Below are 20,286 nucleotides of genomic sequence, written 5' to 3'. Positions count from 1 at the left end.
TTACCGCACCACGCCCGAGGTGAATCCGGCCTTGCGTCTCGGCGGCTTGATGTCCTTCTTCAGGAAGCAGTGCGGCTCGCGGCCGGCATAGCCGGGGCGCGCAAAGGTCCAGGCGCGACACTTGTTGTCGGCGGCGCAGGCGGCCTTGCAGATCTCGTCGCCCTCGCCTGCTTTCAGGTCGAAGCTCTTGTAGTCGCCGCCGAAACGATCGATCGAGGTCTCGACCGTGCCGTTGCGCGGCTCGACGACGCCGGCGCCGCGCACGCCGGCGACGCAGCAATTATTCTGCGCGCGCTGCGGCACGCTGTTCTTGAGCCAGCACACCGCGCCGGTGGTGATGTCGGTCGGATAGTTGAAGCTCCAGGCCCGGCAGCGGCGATCGCGCTCGCACAACAGCGCGCAATCGGCCGGGTCGCCCGAGGCAACGGGCGAACTGAGGTAATCTCCGCCGGGGCGATCGAAGTTGACCTGCGCCTGCGCCGGCCGCGACGTCGCTACGGCCGCCAACAAGGCGAACGTCACCACACTCGCCCAGAAGAGGCGGCCAATTCTCATATCCAACGCTTTCGACTGTCCCCCGCGCTCACCGCGGGTGGTCATTTGAGCGCCGCCAACCTGTACGCTGGATGAACGGCTCAAAAATGCGGCAAGCTGGCACACCAGTTGCTGTGACTGCCGGCCTGCGTGTGGCGTGAACGCCACGCAGGCAAAGAACATGCATCAAAACAAGCGGATAGGGTTAGAACGCGCATTCATCATAGGCCGGCTCGACGGAGCCGTTCCAGGCGCCGTTGAACTTGTCCAGCAGCTCTTCCGCCGGCGTCCGGCCACAATCGATGATCCGCTCCAGCGGCTCGAGATAGCGGCTCTCGTCGCGGCCGATCTGGTCGATGCGGTTACGCCGCCGCAAACCGGCATGTGACAGTTTGAGACACTCTTTAGCGATCTCGAACAGATAGCGGTCCTTGATCCGCGCCTTGAAGCCGAAGCGCGGCACGTCGTCGCGCAGCGCCTGCCGCTCCCGCGCGGTCCAGTTCCGCACCAGATCCCAGGCCGCATCCAGCGTGTCGTTGTCATAGAGCAGCCCGACCCAGAATGCCGGCAATGCCGGCAGCCGCCCCCATGGCGCGCCATCGGCGCCGCGCATTTCCAGATAGCGCTTGAGCCGCACCTCCGGAAAGATCGTCGAGAGATGATTGGCCCAGTCCGACAGGGTTGGACGCTCGCCGGGCAATGCAGGATTCTTGCCCTCGAAGAAATCGCGGAACGAGGTGCCGGAGACGTCAAGATAGTCGTCGCCGCGCTTGACGAAATACATCGGCACGTCGAGGGCATAATCGACCCAGCGCTCGAACCCCATGCCGTCCTCGAACGCCCATGGCAGCATGCCCGAGCGCGCATTGTCGGTGTCGCGCCAGATCTCGGACCGGAACGACAGGAAGCCGTTCGGCTTGCCTTCCGTGAACGGCGAGTTGGCAAACAGCGCGGTCGCGATCGGCTGCAAGGCGAGCGATACGCGCAGCTTCTTCACCATGTCCGCTTCGGAGGAGAAGTCGAGATTGGTCTGCACCGTGCAGGTGCGGTACATCATGTCGATGCCGTATTTGCCGACCTTCGGCATGTAGCCGGTCATGATCTTGTAGCGGCCCTTGGGCATCACCGGGATCTCTGCCCGAGACCAGGACGGCGTCATGCCGAGGCCGAGAAAGCCGATACCGAGCGGCGTTGCGATCTCGCGCACCTGCGCCAGATGCGCCATCAATTCGCTCTGGGTCTGATGCACGGTCTCGACCGGCGCGCCCGACAATTCGAACTGGCCGCCCGGCTCGAGCGAGATCGCGCCGCCCCCGGTGACGTCGTAGAGGCCGATGATGTTGCCGTTCTCCACGATCGGCTCCCAGCCGAGCAGGAGCTTCATGCCGTCGAGCAAGGCGCCGATGCCGCGCGCGCCTTCATACGGCACGGGCTGATGGCCCTGCAGCGTGAACGGCGTCTTCTCATGCTCGGTCCCGATCCGGAAATCGGCAGGATCCTTCACGCCCGCCTCGATCCACGCGACCAGTTCGTCGCGCGATTGGAGTGGCGTCATATCGATCTGGTCACGCGCCATACGAATTCCGATACTGAAGCGCTTCGATCGAATGCGCGCGGTGGCAGGGGCATCCACGAACCAGGCGGCCCGCGGATGCTGGTGGCAACAATGATATCATCGGGCAGTCACGCCGTCTCTTATCGCAGGCGACTTGGCGTCGCTGCAGGAACATCCCAGCCGGTCCAGAAGCGCGCAGAGCTTGACCGCGTCGACGTCAGACAGTTTCGACCCGACATGCTTCTCGATCGCCGCCGAATAGGCGCCCCACATCCGCTTCTGCAATTCACGTCCCGCCTCGGTAATCTCGACGAATTGGCCGCGCTTGTCGACCTTGCATTCGCGCCTCGCCGCCAGCCCCTCGTCCACCAGGCGATCGATCAGCCGCGACGTCGAATATTGCGGCAGGAGCATCTGCCGCTCCAATTCCACCGGCCGCAACTCCCCCGACGGCGCGCGCGACAATTCGAGCAGGGCATCGTACCAGGCGAGCGGCGGAAAGCCGGCCTTCTTCAGGTCTTGCTCGACGGCGTCGAGCACCCGGCTCTGCACCCGCATCAGGCGGATCCAGGCGGCGGTCGCCTCGGTCGATGGTTTGCGTTTCATGGTCTGGTCCGTCATCGTCGGTACAAAGTCTACCGTACTGAATGCACCTGCATCAATCTTGACTGTTCATGCAGGTGCATTTAGTCGGTCCGACGCCCAAGGCCAACAACAAAAAGGCCTACAAGAATTCGAGAGGAGATCTCCGATGAAATTATACTATTCGCCCGGCGCCTGCTCGCTTTCGCCCCATATCGCGCTCCTGGAAGCCGGCCTGCCCTACGAGCTGGTCAAGGTCGATGTGCGCGCCAAGAAGCTGGAAAATGGCGACGATTTCCTGAAAGTGAACCCCAAGGGCCAGGTGCCGGCACTGGCGCTCGATTCGGGCGAACTGGTCACCGAGGGGCCCGTGATCGTGCAGATCATCGCCGACCGTGCCGCGGCCAAGAACCTGGCGCCGGCCCATGGCAGCGCAGAGCGCTACAAGCTGCTCGAGTGGCTCAATTTCATTACCACCGAGCTGCACAAGAATTTCAGCCCGCTGTTCGCGCCGGTCCTGTCCGACGACACCAAGGCGTTCTTCAAGGACCGCCTGATGGGCAAGTTGAAATATATCGACGGCCAGCTTGCCGGGCGCGACTACCTCCTCGGCAGCCAGTTCACCGTCGCCGACGGCTATCTGTTCACGATGCTGGCCTGGGCCGACCGGATGAAGTTCGACCTGTCGGGCCTGCTCAACCTCACCGCCTACAAGGCCCGCATCGCCGCCCGGCCCAAGGTGCAGGAAGCGCTCACCAAGGAAGGGCTGCTGAAGGCGTAAGCTGTCGTCCCGGCGAAAGCCGGGACCCATAACCCCAGGGCGTCATTGTTGCGCTTGATGGGCCCCCAGCCTGCTCAACAACGCAGTCCGGTGGTTATGGGTCCCGGGTCGCGCTTCCGCTTGCCCGGGACGACGAGTCACTCCGCAGCCTGCGCCACCGGCTTCTTCGGCGGGAAGCGGCCGTAGAAGGTCTCGCCCTTGGCCGCCATCTCGACCAGGAGCTTCGGCGGGGCGAAACGGGAGCCGTATTTGGCCTCGAATTTGTGGCAGAGCTCGACGAATTTCTTCGTCCCCATGAAGTCGATATAGGACAGCGTGCCGCCGGTGAACGGCGCGAAGCCGAAGCCCAGGATCGAGCCGACATCGGCTTCGCGCACGTCGGTGATGACGTGATCCTCCACCGTGCGCGCGGCTTCCACCGCCTGCACCACCAGGAAGCGCTGCTTCAATTCCTCGACATCGAGCGTATCCGGATCGAGGTGCTTCGGCTGCAGGCCGGCGAGGCCCGGCCACAGGCTCTTCTGGCCCTTGCCCTTCTCCGGATAGTCATAGAAGCCCTTGGCGTTCTTGCGGCCGAAGCGGCCCTGCTTCTCGACCATTTCAACCATCAGCTTCTTGTGGTCCTGATTGACGGCGTTGGGGCCGAGATCGGCTTCGGTCGCCTTCATGATCTTCAGGCCGAGATCGAGCGCGACTTCGTCCGACAGCGACAGCGGCCCGACCGGCATGCCGGCCATCTTGGCGGTGTTCTCGATCATCGCCGGCGGCACGCCTTCGAGGAACATCTCGTTGCCTTCCGCGATGTAGCGCATCACGCAGCGGTTGGCGAAGAAACCGCGGGAGTCATTGACCACGATCGGCGTCTTGCCGATGGCGCGGACATAGTCCAGCGCGGTGGCGAGCGCGACGTCGCCGGTGTTCTTGCCGAGGATGATTTCGACCAGCATCATCTTCTCGACCGGCGAGAAGAAGTGGATGCCGATGAACTTGCCCTGGTCCTTGAATTCCTCGGCCAGCGAATTGATCGGCAGCGTCGAGGTGTTGGACGCGAAGATCGCGTCGCCCTTCAAGAGCGGCTGCGCCTTGGCATAGGTGTCCGCCTTGACCTTGCGGTCCTCGAACACCGCCTCGATGACGAGCTCGCAGTCCTTCAAAACGTTGTAGTCGGCGGTCGCTGTGATGCGCGACAGCAGCGCATCGCGCTCGGCCTCCTTCGCCCGGCCCTTGGCGACGAGACCGTCGATCACGCTCTTGGCGTGCGCCTTGCCCTTGTCGGCGCTCTCCTGATCGCGATCAACAAGCACTACGTCGATGCCGGCCTTGGCTGAGACGTAGCCGACGCTGGCGCCCATGAAGCCGGCGCCGATCACGGCGAGCTTCTTCACCTTGGTCGGCGGCACGCCGGCGGGGCGGCGGGCGCCCTTGTTCAGTTCCTGCATCGACAGGAACAGCGAGCGGATCATTGCCGCCGCTTCCTTGGAGCGCAGCACTTGCGTGAAGTAGCGGGACTCGACGCGCAGCGCGGCGTCGATCGGCAACTGCAGGCCTTCGTAGACGCAGCTCATGATGGCGCGCGCCGCCGGATAATTGTCGTAGGTCTCGCGGCGGTAGATCGCATTGCCCGCCGGGAACATCTGCATGCCCATCTTCGAGAAGACAGGGCCGCCGGGCAGCTTGAAGCCCTTCTCGTCCCACGGCGCGACCGCCTTGCCGCCGCCCTTGATCCAGTCCTTGGCGGCCTTGATCAGGTCGGCAGGCGGCACGATCGCGTGGATCAGGTTGAGCTGCTTGGCCCTTGCGAGGTTGATCGCCTCACCCTTCAACAGGAGCTGCATCGCATCCTGCGGCGCCACGATGCGCGGCACGCGCTGGGTGCCGCCGGCGCCCGGGAACAGGCCGACCTTGATCTCGGGCAGGCCGAGCCGGGTCTTCGGATTTTCCGCGGCGACGCGATAGTGGCAGGACAGCGTGATCTCGAAGCCACCGCCGAGCGCGAGCCCGTTGATCGCCGCGACCCACGGCTTGCCCGAGGTCTCGATCGAGCGGAACACCTGCGAGAAACGTCGGCTCTGGTCGAACAGCACCTGGTTGGCCGCGACCTCGCCCTTCTCCTGCAACAGCTGCGCATAGGTCCGGTTCATGCCCTCGAGCATCGACAGGTCCGCGCCGGCGCAGAATGCGTCCTTGCTGGATGTAATGACGACGCCCTTGATCGTGGCATCAGCCGTGGTCTGCTTGACGATCTCCTCGAGCTCGAGGACCGAGGTCTCGTCCAGCACGTTCATCGAACGTCCCGGAATATCCCAGGTGACGAGCGCGATGCCGTCGGCATCGGTTTCGAATTTGAAATTCTTGAAGGCCATGTGGTGCTCCCTCGATGCCGGCTGCCGGTAAGGCGCTGGCAGTTGTCCTAATGCTCGGATCGTAGGGTGGGCAAAGGCGCACTTGCGCCGTGCCCACCATCACTTGCTGAGAATTCGATGGTGGGCACGCTTCGCTTTGCCCACCCTACAACGATGTCGCCTTAAACCCGCTCGATGATCGTCGCGGTGCCCATGCCACCGCCGATGCAAAGCGTCACCAGCGCGGTCGACTTGTCGGTGCGCTCGAGCTCGTCGAGCACGGTGCCCAAAATCATTGCGCCGGTCGCGCCAAGCGGATGGCCGAGCGCGATCGCGCCGCCATTGACGTTGATCTTGGCGTTGTCGATGTCGAACGCCTGGATGTAGCGCAGCACCACCGAGGCGAAGGCTTCGTTGAGCTCAAACAGATCGATGTCCGACTTCTTCATGCCGGAACGCGCGAACAGCTTTTCGGTGACGTCGACCGGCCCGGTCAGCATCATCGCGGGCTCCGAGCCGATATTGGCGAAGGCCCGGATCTTGGCCCGCGGCTTCCGGCCGAGCTTCGCGCCCGCTTCCTTGCTGCCGAGCAGCACCGCGCCGGCGCCGTCGACAATCCCCGAGGAATTGCCGGCGTGGTGCACATAATTGACCTTCTCGATCTCCGGATGCGACTGCACCGCCACCGCATCGAAACCCGCCATCGCGGCCATGGCCGCGAACGACGGCTGGAGTTGCGCCAGCGACTGCATCGTCGTCGTGGGCCGCATATGCTCGTCCTTGGCGAGGATGGTGAGGCCGTTGACGTCCTTCACCGGCACGACCGATTTGTCGAACCGGCCTTCGTCCCAGGATTTCGCGGCGCGCTGCTGGCTCTGCACGGCGTAGGCGTCGACGTCGTCACGGGAGAAGCCGTATTTGGTCGCAATCAGGTCGGCCGAGATGCCCTGTGGCATGAAATAGGCCGGCACCGCCATCGAGGGGTCCATCGGCCAGGCGCCGCCGGACGCGCCGATGCCGACACGGCTCATGGATTCCGCGCCGCCGCCGATCACGAGCTCATGCTGCCCGCTCATGATCTGGGCCGCCGCAAAATTCACGGCGTCGAGGCCCGAAGCGCAGAAGCGGCTGATCTGCACGCCGGGAACCTTCTCGCCGAGGCCCGCCTTCAGCGCGGCGAAGCGCGCCATGTCGGAGCCGGCTTCGCCGACGGGATCGACGATGCCGAGCACGACGTCATCGACGACGTCTTCGGCGATGTTGTTGCGCTCCTTCAGCGCCTTCAAGGGCGCGGTGGCGAGCGCAAGCGCAGTGACTTCGTGCAACGCGCCGTCAGGCTTGCCGCGGCCGCGCGGGGTACGAACGTGATCGTAGATATATGCCTCAGGCATGACGCCCTCCTTACATGAGGATCATAATGTTAAGCCGAACCGGCCAAAACCGCGAGGGCAGGCCATCGATCTTTGTTCAAAACGCCTCTGCCGCCAATTCCATCGTGGTCGCGCTGCCGCTCTGGATGCGCGCCAGATGCACGGCCGTCTCCGGCAAGAGCTTCTCCATGAAGAAGCGGCCGGTCACGAGCTTGGTCGAGAGGTAAGGTGTCGCGCCGCCGGCGGCGATCTTGTCCTGCGTCACCTTCGCCATCCGCGCCCACATATAGCCGAGCGCGACCAGCCCGAACAATTTCATGTAGTCGGTCGCGGCCGCGCCGGCATTGTCGGGCTTGGTCATCGCATTCTGCATCAGCCAGCCGGTCGCCTGCTGCAGATGGCCGAGCGCGGCCGAGAGCGGGGTCACGAACGGCTTCATGGCCTCGTCCGCGCCGTGCTCCTTGGCGTAAGCGCCGACTTCGCCGAAGAACGCCATCACCGCGCGGCCGCCGTCACGCGGCAGCTTGCGGCCGACGAGATCGAGCGCCTGGATGCCATTGGCGCCCTCATAGATCATGGAGATGCGTGCATCGCGCACGAACTGCTCCATGCCCTGCTCGGCGATATAGCCGTGGCCGCCATACATCTGCTGCGCCAGCACCGTGTTGGCAAAGCCGGTGTCGGTGAGCACGCCTTTCAGCACCGGCGTCATCAGGCCCATGTGGTCGTCGGCCTCCTGGCGATCCTTGGGATCGTTGGAGCGGTGGGCGACGTCGCTCTTCAGCGCGGTCCAGATCACCATGGCGCGCGCCGCCTCGTTGAAGGCGCGGATGGTCAGCAGCGTGCGGCGGACATCAGGATGCACGATGATCGGATCGGCCGGCTTATCCGGCTCCTTCGCCCCGGTCAGCGAGCGGCCCTGCAGGCGCTCACGCGCATAAGCCACCGCGTTCTGGTAGGCGACCTCGGACTGCGCGAGCCCCTGCACGGCGACGCCGAGCCGGGCCTCGTTCATCATCACGAACATGCCCTGCATGCCCTTGTTCTCCTGGCCGATCAGCCAGCCGGTGGCATTGTCGTAATTCATCACGCAGGTGGAATTGCCGTGAATGCCCATCTTGTGCTCGATCGAGCCGCAGGTGACGCCGTTGCGTGCCCCGAGCGAGCCATCGGCATTGACCATGAATTTCGGCACGACGAACAGCGAGACGCCCTTGATGCCGGCGGGCGCGCCTTCGATGCGCGCGAGCACGAGGTGGATGATGTTGTCGGTAAGGTCGTGCTCGCCGGCCGAGATGAAGATCTTGGTGCCCGTGATCTTGAAGCTGCCGTCGGCCTGGCGCACAGCCTTGGTGCGCAGCAGGCCGAGGTCGGTGCCGCAATGCGGCTCGGTGAGGTTCATGGTGCCGGTCCATTCGCCCGCCACCATCTTCGGAACATAGGTCTTCTTCTGCTCGTCCGTGCCGTGCACCAACAGCGCCGCGGTCGCGCCCATGGTGAGGCCGCCATACATGGAGAACGCCATGTTGGCCGAGATCTGGAATTCGTTGACCGCCTGGCTCAACGTCACCGGCAGGCCCTGCCCGCCATATTCCGTCGGCGCCGAGAGTCCGAGCCAGCCGCCTTCAGCCACCTGCCTGTAAGCTTCCTTGAAGCCTTTCGGCGTCGTCACCGAGCCGTCGTCATGGCGCTTGCAGCCTTCGAGGTCGCCGACGCGGTTGAGCGGCTGCAACACTTCTTCGGAAAGCTTCGCCGCCTCGCCCAGGATCGCCTCGCGCACGTCGGCCGATGCATCGGTGAAACCTGGCAGGTTGTCGTAGCGGTCGATCTGGAAGACATCGTTGAGCAGGAAACTCACATCTTCGACTGGGGCTTTGTAGATCGGCATGGTGTGCTCCGGCAGGCAGTTTTTGAAGTTGGCGCCGCAGGCAAAACCCTCGCGACGCTGCGACCACTAAAGGTTCCCGAAACAGACCTTAGACCTTTCGGCGTTCCGGGAAAGCGAATATCGGGATCACGATGGCGACTTAGGCTGCGACTTGGCGGCGCTGGCCTCGCCGGCCTGCCGCATCAGCTCTTCTCCCATCAGCCGGTGCAGCAGGTTGATCGCCTTCAGCGGGCGCACCATCACCTTGAAATGCGTGATCCGTCCTTCTGCATCGAACGTGATGATGTCGACGCCGTTGATCTGAATGCCCTCGATCTCATTCTCGAATTCGAGCACCGCGCCATTATCGCTGCGCCATTCGCCGCGATAGGTGAAGCCAGGGCCACCCAGCACCTTTTCCGCGCTCGACAGATATTTGAAGGTGATGTCGCGTCCGCGCTGCGGCGTGTGCACGACGGGGCTTTCGAATACGGCGTCGGGGTGAAGCAGATCCCAGAGCGCTGCGCGATCGTGGGATTTCATGTAGGCGTACCATTTGTCGAGGCCGGTCATTGTCAAAGACGTCTCCTCTTGGCGGAACGTGCAATGGCCCGATCTTGGCGAGCCCGTTAAGTCCTGGCCGTCGATATGCACATTGACGCATATGCGCCTATGTGCATAAAGTCAAGGATGGTCGAGGAGGTAGAAAAGGAGTGGCGACCAGTGGCGCTGGGTGACGCGATCCTCGCATGCCTGACCGAACGTCCGATGACGGGCTACGAGCTCGCCAAGACGTTCGATGCTTCCATCGGGTTCTTCTGGAAGGCGGACCACCAGCAGATCTATCGCGAGCTTTCCAAGCTGCGCGACCGCGGCCATGTCCAGGCCCGCGAAGTCGTCCAATCGGGCAAGCCCAACAAGCTCGTCTACACGCTAACGCCTGAAGGCAAGGCTGCGCTGCGGCACTGGGCCGCGCGGCCGAGCGTCCCGGCATCGATCAAGGACGATCTCCTGGTGCGGCTCTACGCGCTCGACAGCGTCGATATCGAACCGCTGCGCACCGACCTGATGGCGCGATTGGAACACCACCGCGACCGCTACGAGCGCTATGAGCGCCTGCTCAACAAGCGGTTCCCGCAAGGCGTGGCCTCGCCGGCCGATATGGGCAAGCTGCTCGGGCTTCGTATCGGCCTTCGCCATGAGCAGGTCGTGGCGGAGTGGTGCGAGGAGGCCATCGATGCCCTCTCCGCCCTGGCCAATCGGACGACCGTTCAGCCGCTCAAAGCGGGCCAAGGCGACGACAAGGCGTAAGGCCGAACCGCCTCCTTCGTCGTCCCGGGACGACGGGCATCGCGACGCGAGTTCCGCGCAGAGGTAACTTTAGAGCCCCGCAGCGCCGTTCCTTAACCCGTTCTTTACCCTAACGCGAAAAAGTCGACGGCTAAGGCAGACGCCTCGCGCGGAATTCGATTGTCTGGTCAATCGGGACGTACGGGGAGGCTGCAGGCGTGGGTGTGGACGCCTTAGTCGGGACCGGACGGAATCATGAATTCGCGCGTATCGTGGAGTGTTGACGGCATTGATCCATCCGTCCGCGAGAGAGCCGAGGCCGCGGCTCGCCGGGCCGGCATGTCGCTGAACGACTGGCTCAATTCCACCGTGGGCGAGCCGGCGCCGCCGGATCTCCGCAATGACCAGGCGCGGCCCGCGATGCCGAGCCAGGCAAGCCGGGACGTCGCCGACATTCATCAGCGGTTGGATGCGATCACCCAGCAGATCGATCGAATCGCGCGGCCCGCGCCGCGCAATGATGCCCCGCGCAACGACGCTGCGCGCGGCCAGTCCAACGTCGCGCGCCAGCTCAACGACGCGATCTCGCGGCTCGATGCTCGGCTGTCGCAGATCTCAAACCCCGCCGCGGCGCGCCAGCCCCAGATGGCTGCGGCGCAGCAGCCCCCGATGCCGGAGCGGCAGCGCCAGGCGGAAGCCGTCGAGCGTGCCGCCGCAAAGGTCTACCGTCCTTCGCCGCCGCTAAGTCCCGCCTCCTTCGATTCCGCAATCGCGGAGATCACCGCGCGCCAGAACGAACTCGATGGTCCGCCGCCGCGGCAGATGCCGCCGCGCCACGCTCAGCCAGCGGGTGCAGCTCAGCCGACGGGCCCAAGCGTTCCGCCAATGGCCGCGCATGCTCCTCCGGTTGCACCGGCACCTGCCGCGCCGGGACCGGCCGGCCCGGACTTCTCCTCGCTGGAGCGTTATCTGATCAAGATCACGAGCCAGATCGAGGCACTGCAACGGCCCGATCATATCGAGCAATCGATCGCCGCGTTCCGGAGCGAGCTTGCGGAAATCCGCTCCGCGCTCACCGAGGCGATGCCGCGCCGCGCGATCGAATCGCTCGAAGGCGAGATCCGCTTGCTGTCGCGGCGCATCGACGACAACCGGCAGAACGGTGCCGACGGCCAGGCGCTCTCCGGCATCGAGCGTGCGCTGTCCGAGATCCGCGAGGTGCTGCGCTCGCTTACGCCCGCCGAGCAGCTCGCGGGCTATGACGAGGCGATCCGCAATCTCGGCGCCAAGCTCGATCTGATCCTGCGCGCCAACGACGATCCCTCGACGGTGCATCAGCTCGAGAGCGCAATCGCCGCGCTCCGCGCGATCGTCTCCAACATCGCCTCCAACGACGCACTGGCGCGGCTCGCCGAGGATGTGCAGACGCTGTCGGCCAAGGTCGACGAGCTCGCGCGCGCCGGCAATCACGGCGATGCCTTTGCGGTCCTCGAACAGCGGATCGCCGCCCTGGCCGCGACCCTGGAAAGCCGCGAACGCCCGGCACCGACCGAACACTCGCAACATCTCGAAGACGCCCTGCGTGCGCTGTCGGAGCGCATCGACCGCATGCAGGTCGGCAATGACAGCGCCTCGGCATTCGCCCATCTCGAACAGCGTGTCTCCTGCCTGCTCGAGCGCCTCGAAGCCTCTCCCAATCCTCAGTCCGGCAATTTTGGCCGCATCGAAGAAGGGCTGCAGGACATCCTGCGCCATCTCGAACGCCAGCACGCCAATTTGGTGTCACTGGCCGAGGCGAGCCGCAACGCAGGCGCACCGGCGCCGCAGCCGCTCGACCCTGGCCTTGTCGACATGGTCAAGCGCGAATTGTCCGATATCCGCTACAGCCAGTCGGAAACCGACCGCCGCACCCAGGATTCGCTCGAGACGGTGCACAATACCCTCGGCCACGTGGTCGATCGCCTTGCGCTGATCGAGAACGATCTGCGCGACGTTCGCTCCGCGCCGGCCCCGTCAGCGGCGCCGGCCGAGCCGCCACGCGCCTCGATGCCGCAGCCAATGGCGCCGCAGCCCGAATTGCCGAATCCGGCGATGCAGCAGCGCTTCACGGCGCAGGAGCACTTCGCCGCGGCGCCGCGCGACTTCCATGCGGCTACTCCGCCGGAGGCTGTACCCGTTCCGCCGCCGTTGCCGCCGCGCGCCATCAGCGAGATCTTGGAGCCACACGCCGCGGTTCGCACCGCGCTCGAGCCGGACCTGCCGCCGGATCATCCGCTCGAGCCGGGCACGCGCCCGACCGGACGGGTGTCGACGCCCACCGAGCGGATCGCCGCGTCGGAGAGCGCGATCAGCGAGATTTCGACAGACAAGAAAGAGCCGGTCTCTACGTCGAGCTTCATTGCCGCCGCACGCCGCGCCGCCCAGGCCGCGGCCGCCCAGGCTGCCAATGAGAAGGGCGGGCGCGGCGGGGCCAAGGCCGCAGCCAAGGCCAAGCCGGTCGACAAGGCTCAGGGCAAATCCGAGGGCAAGGAGCCCTCGACCATCACGTCAAAGATCCGCTCGCTGCTGGTCGGCGCGAGTGTGGTGGTCATCGTGCTCGGCGCCTTCAAGGTGGCGATGATCCTGCTCGACAGCGGCGCCTCGTCGCAGATGTCGATGGAGAGGTCGAGCGACGCTCCCGCCTTCGCACTGCCGCCGGCCGACAGTGCGGCCGTCGCACCCGCGCCAGCGCCGGCACCCGCGGCGCCCTTGATGACCTCGCCAACCCCGCTCGGCCGGCAATCCAACAACAGCACCGCGCCGAACATGCTCGACGGCTCGCAGGTGACGATCCCGCCGGCGCCCGTGCCTTCGCCATCGCCCGTCGCGAACAACGACATCACCGGCTCGATCCGCGTGCCGTCCGCCGCGCCGATCGGCGGCAGGCTCACGATGGTGCAGGTGCCACCGAGCGAGCGGCTGCCTGACGGCATCGGCGGCCCGGTGCTGCGCGCCGCCGCGCTGAGGGGCGATCCGGCCGCCGCCTACGAGGTTGGCGTGCGCTTCGCCGAAGGCAAGGGCGTTCCGATCAACTATGACGAGGCCGCAAAGTGGTACGAGCGCGCCGCGCAGGCCGGCGTGATCCCCGCGGTCTTCCGGCTCGGAACCTTCTATGAGAAGGGACTCAGCGTGAAGAAGGATGTCGACACCGCGCGGCGTTACTACGTGCAGGCCGCCGAGCGCGGCAACGCCAAGGCGATGCACAACCTCGCGGTGCTCGATGCCGATGGCGGCGGCAAGGGCGCCGACTACAAGGGCGCGGCACAGTGGTTCCGCAAGGCCGCCGATCGCGGTGTCGCCGACAGCCAGTTCAATCTCGGCATCCTTTATGCACGCGGCATCGGCGTCGAGCAGAACCTGGCCGAGTCCTTCAAATGGTTCAGCCTGGCCGCAGCCCAGGGCGACGCCGACGCGAGCCGCAAACGCGACGATGTTGCCAAGCGCCTCGACGCGCAATCGCTCGCAGCGGCCAAGCTCGCGATCCAGACCTTCACCGCCGAGCCGCAGCCCGACGACGCCGTCAACGCAGCGACCCCGCCCGGCGGTTGGGACGCGGCGACGGTGCCGCCCAATGCGGCCAAGCCCGCGGCCCGGGCAGCGTCGCCGAAGCGCACGGCCTCGATCGCGCATTAAAATTATGACAGATGCACGACGCCGCGGTGCTGCGTCGCCATATGTATCTCAGCGCTGAAGCTGTGTAGAAAGGCCGCGCCCCCGCGGGGGTAGCTGCCAGCGCCGAGAGAACCAGTTTGTCAGCCCAAGACCACGAAGGTCGCTACCGAAGCTCGCCGACCGGCCCCCGCGTAGCACCACCACGCCAGTCGGTCGATCAGCCCAAAGCGCGGCCGTCTCAGCGGCCCGCCTGGCGGCGGTCGATGTGGTCGATTGTCATATTCGCCCTCCTGATCTCCGGCGTCGGCATCCGCGCTTATCGGGACCTGTCGCGGCCCGACGCCTGGGCCTATTGGAGAGACCAGTATTTTTCACCGAGCCTGAGTTCGAAACTGATCGGCAAGACCGATCTCGGCGGGCCTATCGGCTCACGGCCCGCTTTGGCCATCAGGGGTGAGATCGGCCCGGCCGCCGCAAACTGGTTCCGCGACAGGCTGGATGAGGCCCATCTGGCGCCCGGCGACGTTGTGCTTCTGTCGTCTCCGGGCGGCGACCTCAATCAGGCGCTCATCATCGGCGAAATGATCCGTTCCCGCGGGCTGACGACCGCCGTCGGCGTTGCCGATGCTTCGAGCCAGGTCCGCCCGGCCTATTGCGCCAGCGCCTGCGTCCTCGCCTATGCCGGTGGCACCACCCGCTACGGCATTGAGGGCTCGATGCTGGGCGTCCACCGGTTCGTCACCACGGCGCCGGTTGCCGACCCCGTCGCCGACACCCAGCGCGTCACCGGTGCCGTGCTGCACTACATGACCAGGATGGGCGTATCCTCCACAATCGTCGAGGCGATGTCACAAACCAGGGACATCCGCTGGCTCGGCACCAAGGAAGCCGAAGCGATGAACCTGGTCACCGATCCCATCGGCCGGCCGTAAGGCGCGGGCGCGACAAAAAACTCCGCATCGGCGGATTCTATAGTCCCTCGTCGCGGCGATTTCGGTTATTCAAGGGCGCGGCAACCGATCCGCGTCCGCTTCCGCGCCGGATTCCGCTGCCCGCAAGCTCGATCAGAAAACCGCGCCGTGGGCTGGCCATGCGCCAGCCCCGCGGCATTATAAGAAGCGACCGCGCGTGCAGCTCTACCTCCCGATCGCCGATATTCCCGTCAATATCTTCCTCGTGCTGGCGATGGGCGCGGCGGTCGGTTTCGTCTCCGGCATGTTCGGTATCGGCGGCGGCTTCCTGATGACGCCGCTGCTGATCTTCATCGGCATCGCGCCGGCGGTGGCGGTTGCCTCGGTCGCCAGCCACATCGCGGCCTCCTCCTTCTCCGGCGCGCTCTCCTATTGGCGCCGCCGCGCCATCGATCCGGCGCTGGCGCTGATCCTGTTAAGCGGCGGCACGATCGGCACCGCGCTCGGGGTGTGGACCTTCACCTATCTGCGCTCGCTCGGTCAGCTCGACCTGATGATCGGGCTGTCCTACGTCGTGCTGCTCACCGCGGTCGGCACGGCGATGGCCTATGAGGGACTGCGCGCGATGCTGCGCAGTCGCCGCGGCGGCGCCGCCACGCTGCGCCGCCCGGGCAGCCATGGCTGGATCCACGGCCTGCCGCTGAAGATGCGCTTCAAGCGCTCCAAGATCTATCTCTCCATCATTCCCGTCATCTTCGTCGGCCTCGTGATCGGCTTCATCGGCGCCGTCATGGGCATCGGCGGCGGCTTCATCCTGGTGCCGCTGATGATCTACCTCTTGCGGGTTCCGACCTCGACCGTGATCGGCACCTCGATGGTGCTGACGCTGGTGACGATGATCTTTGCGACCCTGCTGCACGCGGTCACCAACCACCTGGTCGATGCCGTGCTGGCCCTGATCCTGATGGTCGGCGGCGTCACCGGAGCGCAGTTCGGCGCCCGCGCCGGCCAGAAGATCCGCGGCGAGCATCTGCGGCTGTTGCTCGGGCTCCTGGTGCTTGCGGTCGGCATCCGCTTTGCGGTCGAGCTCGTGATCCGCCCCGCCGATCTCTTCACCATCCGCGAATCCGGCGGGGCAGCGCCATGACCGCCCGCGCACTCCTCGTTCTCGCCGGCCTGCTCGGTGCGATCCTCGCCACCAGCCCGGCCCGTGCGGAACGGCTGATCGTCTCGGTCTCCAACCACCGCGTCACGGTAACGCCGAATTATGCCGGCGAGGAACTGGTGCTGTTCGGCTCGGTCGAGAGGGATGCCGACACCCCACCCGGCCGCACCAATTACGACCTCGTGGTGACCGTGGTCGGACCGCGCGCCGACATGGTGACGCGGCGCAAGGAGCGCAGATTCGGCATCTGGATCAACAGCGACTATCGTCAGTTCCTGCAGGTGCCGACCTATCTCGCGCTGTTCTCCAATCGCCCCTTCGACCAGATCGCTTCGCCGGAGGTGCAACGGCGTCAGCAGCTCGGGCTCAACAACGTGCTGCTGATGCAGCGCGTCAGCGGCGACTATGCCGACGTCGTCCCCGACGACGTCTTCCGCAGCGCCTTCGTGCGGCTGCGCACCGAGCACGGGCTGTACCGCGAGGAGACCTCGGCAGTCACCTTCCTGACCCCGACCCTGTTCCGCACCACGATTCCGCTGCCGGCGGAGGTGCCGATCGGCACTTATAATGTTGAGATCAAATTGTTCACCGATGGTGCGCTGGTGACCAAGGCCAATACCGCGTTCGAGATCGTCAAGGTCGGTTTCGAGCAGTTCGTCGCCAATACCGCGCGGCAGAACGGCCTTGCCTACGGCCTCGTCACCGCCGCCATGGCGCTCATGACCGGCTGGATGGCCTCGATCGTGTTCCGGCGCGATTGACGTCACGACGCGAACAGTCCGACGCCCATCGCAACCACGCTCAGCAGCATCGCCACGGTCGACAGCCACCCGAGCCAATAGAGCGGACCGGTGATGATGTACCGGTCCATCACGTCATGGCGGCGCGCCATCACCATCAGCAGCACCATCACGGGAACGGCGAGTACGCCGTTGATGACCGCGCTCCAGTACAGCGCCGAGATCGGGTTGATCGGCGTGAAATTCAGCGCGATGCCGAAGCCGGCCGCCAGCGCCAGCACGGCATAGAATGCGGCGGCCTCCTTCGGCTTGCGCGCCAGGCCCACCGGCCAGCGACGTCCCTCCCCGACGGCATACGCGGCTGAGCCCGCAAGCACGGGAATAGCGAGCAGCCCGGTGCCGACGATGCCGAGCGCGAAGATCGCTTCTGCGAACGGGCCGGCGATGGGACGCAGCGCCTCTGCCGCCTGCGCCGAGCTCTGGATGTCAGTCTTCCCCGCCACATGCAAGGTCGCGGCGACCGTGACGATGATCGAGATCGCGATCAGGTTGGAGAGCGCCATGCCGACGATCGTATCGGCGCGGATGCGGGAAAACTCCTTCCGCGCCCCATAGTGCTTTTCGATCAGCGGCTGCTTTTTGGCGTCGACGCGCTGGTCTTCGGCTTCCTGCGAGGCCTGCCAGAAGAACAGATAGGGCGAGATGGTGGTGCCGAAGATCGCGACGATGGTGGTGAAATAGTTGTCGTTCCAGGCGAGCCTTGGAATCAATATGCCGGCGAGCGCCTCGCCCCAGGAGATGCGGGCGAAGGCAAGGGCCGCAACATAGGCGAACAGGCTGAGCGTCAGCCATTTCAGCACCGCGACATAGCGCTTGTAATCGAGGATGATCTGAGCGGCCACCGAGGCCACCCCGAACAACAGCACGTAAAGGATGGGATGCCCGCCGACCAGCAGCGTCGTCGCATCCGCCATGGCGCCGAGATCGGCCGCGATGTTGATCGTGTTGGCGATGAACAAGAGCGTGACCACGATGTTGAGCAGCCACAGCGGATAGTGCCGGCACACATTGCCCGAAATGCCCCGACCGGTGACGCGGCCGACGCGCGCCGAAATCTCCTGGATCGCCACCATCAGCGGAAAGGTGAACAGCATGGTCCAGCCGATCCCGTAGCCGAACTGCGCGCCGGCCTGGCTGTAGGTGCCGATCCCGGACGGGTCATCGTCGGAGGCGCCGGTGATCAGTCCGGGGCCGAGCGATTTCAGGAAGCGCTTGAGCTCGAAGGGCTGGCGCGGCTTGGCATTCGGGGCCGGCTTGTTGCCGGGCTTTAGGTGATTGCCTGTCGATGCCTTGTGTTGCGTCATGCCCGGTCCAGTCGCCGCGACAACGAACCGGAGGTGGTTCGGTTCCCGGCGCTGTATCTGGCTGGCCGCTATGGCACAAGCAAGACAGGCCGTCAGGCGCGCGATGCCGCGATCGGACGGGTCACGAGATAGATGCCGAGCGCGACCGGGATGATGCCGAGCAGGTCGCGGGACTCGACATGCTCGCCGAGCACGAGGAAGGCGAACAGCATGCCGAGCGGCGGCATCAGGAAGTGATAGGCGCTCGCGGCGGTGGCGCCACACACTTTGAGCAGATGAAACCACAGCGCGTAGGCCAGGATCGATCCGCCGAACACCAGGAAGGCGAACGCGCCGAGCAGCCGCGCGCTCGGCACGATCTCGGAGACGCTGGAGAGCGCGAACGCGAATGGCAACAGCACAAGCCCGCCTGCGAGATTCTGGATGCCGTTGCCGACCCACAGGCTGCCCTTAGGAGACAGCAGCTTGAACAGGATGGTGCCGGTGACAATGGAGGCGAGCGAGGCCAGCGTGAACACGATGCCTTCCATATGCTCGGTGCCGACGGAGAGCCGATGCCAGACGATGAAGGCGACACCGGCAACGCCGAGCATGAGGCCCGCGACCTTGCGCCAGGTCAGGACTTCGCCGAGGAACAGCGCCGCCAGCACCGCCGTGAACACCGGATTGGCCGAGACGATCAATCCGCCGATGCCGGCCGAGACCGTCTTCAATCCGGTATAGCCAAGCCCGAGATAGAGCGCATTGTTGGCAACGCCGAGCACCGAATAAACAGCGACATCGCGCCAGGAGAGCTGCCAACCCTCGCGGCGCAGCGCCAGAAAACCAAGGATCAGGATGCCCGCGAGCGAAAATCGCGCCGTGAGCAGGATCAGCGGCGGACAATCGGTGACGCCGATCTTGCCGGCGATGAAAGCGTAGCTCCAGAGCAGGCAGAACAAGGCAATCAATAGCGGCAGCGGGTTGAAGCCCTGACGGGGAGCCGCGATCGAAGGGGCGAGCGACATGAGAATTCTCCTTGGCCCTTCCATCTAGGCCCTCGCCTTCCCATTTGGAAATTAAATGATAGACTGGCAGCCAGTGGATTTTTGAATAGGTGCCGCCATGTTCGATTTGGAACTGCTGCGCAGTTTCGTCTCGGTGGTCGATGCCGGCGGCTTCACCCGCGCCGGTGAGCGGGTCCACCGCACCCAATCCACCGTCAGCCAGCAGATCAAGCGGCTGGAGGAGGATGTCGGTCAGCCGCTGCTGATCCGCAACGGCAAGGATGTCACCCCGACCGAAGCCGGAGAACGACTGCTGTCCTATGCGCGGCGGCTGCTCGCGCTTGCCGAGGAGGCGCGCGATGTCGTGACGCGGCCGACCTATCAGGGTGCGATCCGGCTCGGCATTCCCGAGGATTTCGCCGCCTATCGGCTGGCAAAGCTGCTCGGCGCGTTCTCGCGTTCCCATCCAACGCTGCGGCTCGACGTGCGCGCCGACCAGAGCATGCACCTGCAGCGCGATCTCAATCGCGGCGAGCTCGATCTGGCGCTGCTCAAGCGCACCGCCGGCGAGAAGGGCGCGATCGCGGCTTGGCCGGAACGGGTGCACTGGGTCACCAGCAAGACGCATCCACGCGACACCCGCAGCGGCTCGGTGCCGCTGATCGGATTTCCGGCCGGCTGTCTCTACCGGGCTGGCGCGATCCACGCGCTGGAGAGCGCGGGCCGCCCCTGGCATATGGCCTATACGTCCTCGAGCCTCTCCGGCATCCAGGCCGCAGTCGCCGCCGGCATGGGCCTGAGCATCCTGTCGGAGATCGCGATCCAGGCCGATCACCGCGTGCTCACGGCAAAAGACGGTTTTGCGCCGATCGACCGGACCGAACTCGCCCTGCTCGCCTCCCCCGCCGCCAGCCCCGCCACACTGCGACTTGCCGACAGGCTCGCGGAATTCTGCGACACAGTGCAGGCGAAAGCGGCGTAGGTGCCGTAGGGCGTGCGCTCTACCCAGCCTACGATTCAAGATTCCGAGAGGAGAGATCACGATTCAAATTTCAAACAGCGTGAGGATGTGAGTTCGCGTTCTCGCGGCGCGTTGCGTCCGAGTTTTGCTTCACTTTCCACCCTCCTCGATAGCAGAGGGCGCAGGG

The 20,286-nt window shown here is 65.3% G+C and carries 16 protein-coding genes; 7 read left to right on the top strand and 9 right to left on the bottom strand.

The genetic code is table 11. The annotated features are described in order from the left end of the window. From AC5ZG1_RS39630 to AC5ZG1_RS39620, 3 genes are all read right to left on the bottom strand, one after another. Complete coding sequence (locus AC5ZG1_RS39630) at positions 1–555, bottom strand: PAN domain-containing protein (protein WP_028167944.1); 555 nt, start codon at positions 553–555, stop codon at positions 1–3. A 184-nt stretch (positions 556–739) separates the two neighbouring features. Beyond that, positions 740–2,110, bottom strand: coding sequence for a glutamate--cysteine ligase (locus tag AC5ZG1_RS39625; protein ID WP_028167945.1), 1,371 nt, complete (start codon positions 2,108–2,110; stop codon positions 740–742). A gap of 96 nt (positions 2,111–2,206) precedes the next feature. After that, entirely contained in the window at positions 2,207–2,695 is a 489-nt protein-coding gene (locus tag AC5ZG1_RS39620) for a MarR family winged helix-turn-helix transcriptional regulator (protein ID WP_028167946.1), read from the bottom strand. A gap of 145 nt (positions 2,696–2,840) precedes the next feature. On the opposite strand from AC5ZG1_RS39620, the gene gstA reads away from it, so the two are divergent. Beyond that, on the top strand, positions 2,841–3,452 hold the full coding sequence (gene gstA / locus AC5ZG1_RS39615) for a glutathione transferase GstA (protein ID WP_496136158.1): 612 nt from the start codon (positions 2,841–2,843) through the stop codon (positions 3,450–3,452). Positions 3,453–3,589: 137 nt separating this feature from the next. On the opposite strand, the gene AC5ZG1_RS39610 is transcribed toward gstA, so the two are convergent. The 4 genes from AC5ZG1_RS39610 to AC5ZG1_RS39595 form a co-directional block, all read right to left on the bottom strand. Next, on the bottom strand, positions 3,590–5,815 hold the full coding sequence (locus AC5ZG1_RS39610) for a 3-hydroxyacyl-CoA dehydrogenase NAD-binding domain-containing protein (RefSeq protein ID WP_496136157.1): 2,226 nt from the start codon (positions 5,813–5,815) through the stop codon (positions 3,590–3,592). Positions 5,816–5,976: 161 nt separating this feature from the next. Next, on the bottom strand, positions 5,977–7,185 hold the full coding sequence (locus AC5ZG1_RS39605; protein WP_496136156.1) for an acetyl-CoA C-acetyltransferase: 1,209 nt from the start codon (positions 7,183–7,185) through the stop codon (positions 5,977–5,979). Positions 7,186–7,261: 76 nt separating this feature from the next. Beyond that, complete coding sequence (locus AC5ZG1_RS39600; RefSeq protein WP_496136155.1) at positions 7,262–9,052, bottom strand: acyl-CoA dehydrogenase C-terminal domain-containing protein; 1,791 nt, start codon at positions 9,050–9,052, stop codon at positions 7,262–7,264. Positions 9,053–9,178: 126 nt separating this feature from the next. Further along, a complete protein-coding gene (locus AC5ZG1_RS39595; RefSeq protein ID WP_130227280.1) occupies positions 9,179–9,604 on the bottom strand; it encodes a nuclear transport factor 2 family protein in 426 nt (141 codons plus the stop codon). A gap of 150 nt (positions 9,605–9,754) precedes the next feature. Between AC5ZG1_RS39595 and AC5ZG1_RS39590 the strand changes: the two genes are divergently transcribed. From AC5ZG1_RS39590 to AC5ZG1_RS39570, 5 genes are all read left to right on the top strand, one after another. Further along, complete coding sequence (locus AC5ZG1_RS39590) at positions 9,755–10,342, top strand: PadR family transcriptional regulator (RefSeq protein WP_130227279.1); 588 nt, start codon at positions 9,755–9,757, stop codon at positions 10,340–10,342. Between the two features lie 234 nt (positions 10,343–10,576). Further along, the gene (locus tag AC5ZG1_RS39585; RefSeq protein ID WP_496136154.1) at positions 10,577–13,993 is read left to right on the top strand and encodes a hypothetical protein; all 3,417 of its coding nucleotides are present in this window, start codon (positions 10,577–10,579) and stop codon (positions 13,991–13,993) included. A 242-nt stretch (positions 13,994–14,235) separates the two neighbouring features. After that, positions 14,236–14,904 (top strand): COG3904 family protein, encoded by a 669-nt coding sequence (locus AC5ZG1_RS39580; protein WP_496136153.1) that lies wholly within the window; start codon positions 14,236–14,238, stop codon positions 14,902–14,904. Between the two features lie 196 nt (positions 14,905–15,100). Next, a complete protein-coding gene (locus AC5ZG1_RS39575; RefSeq protein ID WP_130231337.1) occupies positions 15,101–16,030 on the top strand; it encodes a sulfite exporter TauE/SafE family protein in 930 nt (309 codons plus the stop codon). Next, complete coding sequence (locus tag AC5ZG1_RS39570) at positions 16,027–16,809, top strand: TIGR02186 family protein (RefSeq protein WP_496136152.1); 783 nt, start codon at positions 16,027–16,029, stop codon at positions 16,807–16,809. Before AC5ZG1_RS39575 ends, AC5ZG1_RS39570 begins: the two co-directional genes overlap by 4 nt. A 2-nt stretch (positions 16,810–16,811) precedes the next feature. On the opposite strand, the gene AC5ZG1_RS39565 is transcribed toward AC5ZG1_RS39570, so the two are convergent. Beyond that, positions 16,812–18,152 (bottom strand): NRAMP family divalent metal transporter, encoded by a 1,341-nt coding sequence (locus tag AC5ZG1_RS39565; protein ID WP_496136151.1) that lies wholly within the window; start codon positions 18,150–18,152, stop codon positions 16,812–16,814. Between the two features lie 92 nt (positions 18,153–18,244). Beyond that, positions 18,245–19,159, bottom strand: a complete 915-nt coding sequence (locus AC5ZG1_RS39560; RefSeq protein ID WP_130231342.1) for a DMT family transporter — start codon at positions 19,157–19,159, stop codon at positions 18,245–18,247. A gap of 97 nt (positions 19,160–19,256) precedes the next feature. Here AC5ZG1_RS39560 and AC5ZG1_RS39555 point away from each other — a divergent pair, with 97 nt between their 5' ends. Further along, positions 19,257–20,120: a LysR substrate-binding domain-containing protein gene (locus AC5ZG1_RS39555; protein WP_028167959.1), complete on the top strand. Its 864-nt coding sequence runs from the start codon at positions 19,257–19,259 to the stop codon at positions 20,118–20,120. Positions 20,121–20,286: the final 166 nt, after the last annotated feature.

It is taken from the genome of Bradyrhizobium sp. Leo78 (genome assembly GCF_059512425.1).
The sequence above is the reverse complement of the archived record's forward strand: the minus strand, read 5'-3'. Positions and strand labels throughout refer to the sequence as shown.

Bases quoted from the DNA above. Each gene is read 5' to 3' on its own strand.
- AC5ZG1_RS39630 (WP_028167944.1), bottom strand. From the start codon at position 555: ATGAGAATTGGCCGCCTCTTCTGGGCGAGTGTGGTGACGTTCGCCTTG.
- AC5ZG1_RS39625 (WP_028167945.1), bottom strand. From the start codon at position 2,110: ATGGCGCGTGACCAGATCGATATGACGCCACTCCAATCGCGCGACGAA.
- AC5ZG1_RS39620 (WP_028167946.1), bottom strand. From the start codon at position 2,695: ATGAAACGCAAACCATCGACCGAGGCGACCGCCGCCTGGATCCGCCTG.
- gstA (WP_496136158.1), top strand. From the start codon at position 2,841: ATGAAATTATACTATTCGCCCGGCGCCTGCTCGCTTTCGCCCCATATC.
- AC5ZG1_RS39610 (WP_496136157.1), bottom strand. From the start codon at position 5,815: ATGGCCTTCAAGAATTTCAAATTCGAAACCGATGCCGACGGCATCGCG.
- AC5ZG1_RS39605 (WP_496136156.1), bottom strand. From the start codon at position 7,185: ATGCCTGAGGCATATATCTACGATCACGTTCGTACCCCGCGCGGCCGC.
- AC5ZG1_RS39600 (WP_496136155.1), bottom strand. From the start codon at position 9,052: ATGCCGATCTACAAAGCCCCAGTCGAAGATGTGAGTTTCCTGCTCAAC.
- AC5ZG1_RS39595 (WP_130227280.1), bottom strand. From the start codon at position 9,604: ATGACCGGCCTCGACAAATGGTACGCCTACATGAAATCCCACGATCGC.
- AC5ZG1_RS39585 (WP_496136154.1), top strand. From the start codon at position 10,577: ATGAATTCGCGCGTATCGTGGAGTGTTGACGGCATTGATCCATCCGTC.
- AC5ZG1_RS39580 (WP_496136153.1), top strand. From the start codon at position 14,236: ATGTGGTCGATTGTCATATTCGCCCTCCTGATCTCCGGCGTCGGCATC.
- AC5ZG1_RS39570 (WP_496136152.1), top strand. From the start codon at position 16,027: ATGACCGCCCGCGCACTCCTCGTTCTCGCCGGCCTGCTCGGTGCGATC.
- AC5ZG1_RS39565 (WP_496136151.1), bottom strand. From the start codon at position 18,152: ATGACGCAACACAAGGCATCGACAGGCAATCACCTAAAGCCCGGCAAC.
- AC5ZG1_RS39560 (WP_130231342.1), bottom strand. From the start codon at position 19,159: ATGTCGCTCGCCCCTTCGATCGCGGCTCCCCGTCAGGGCTTCAACCCG.
- AC5ZG1_RS39555 (WP_028167959.1), top strand. From the start codon at position 19,257: ATGTTCGATTTGGAACTGCTGCGCAGTTTCGTCTCGGTGGTCGATGCC.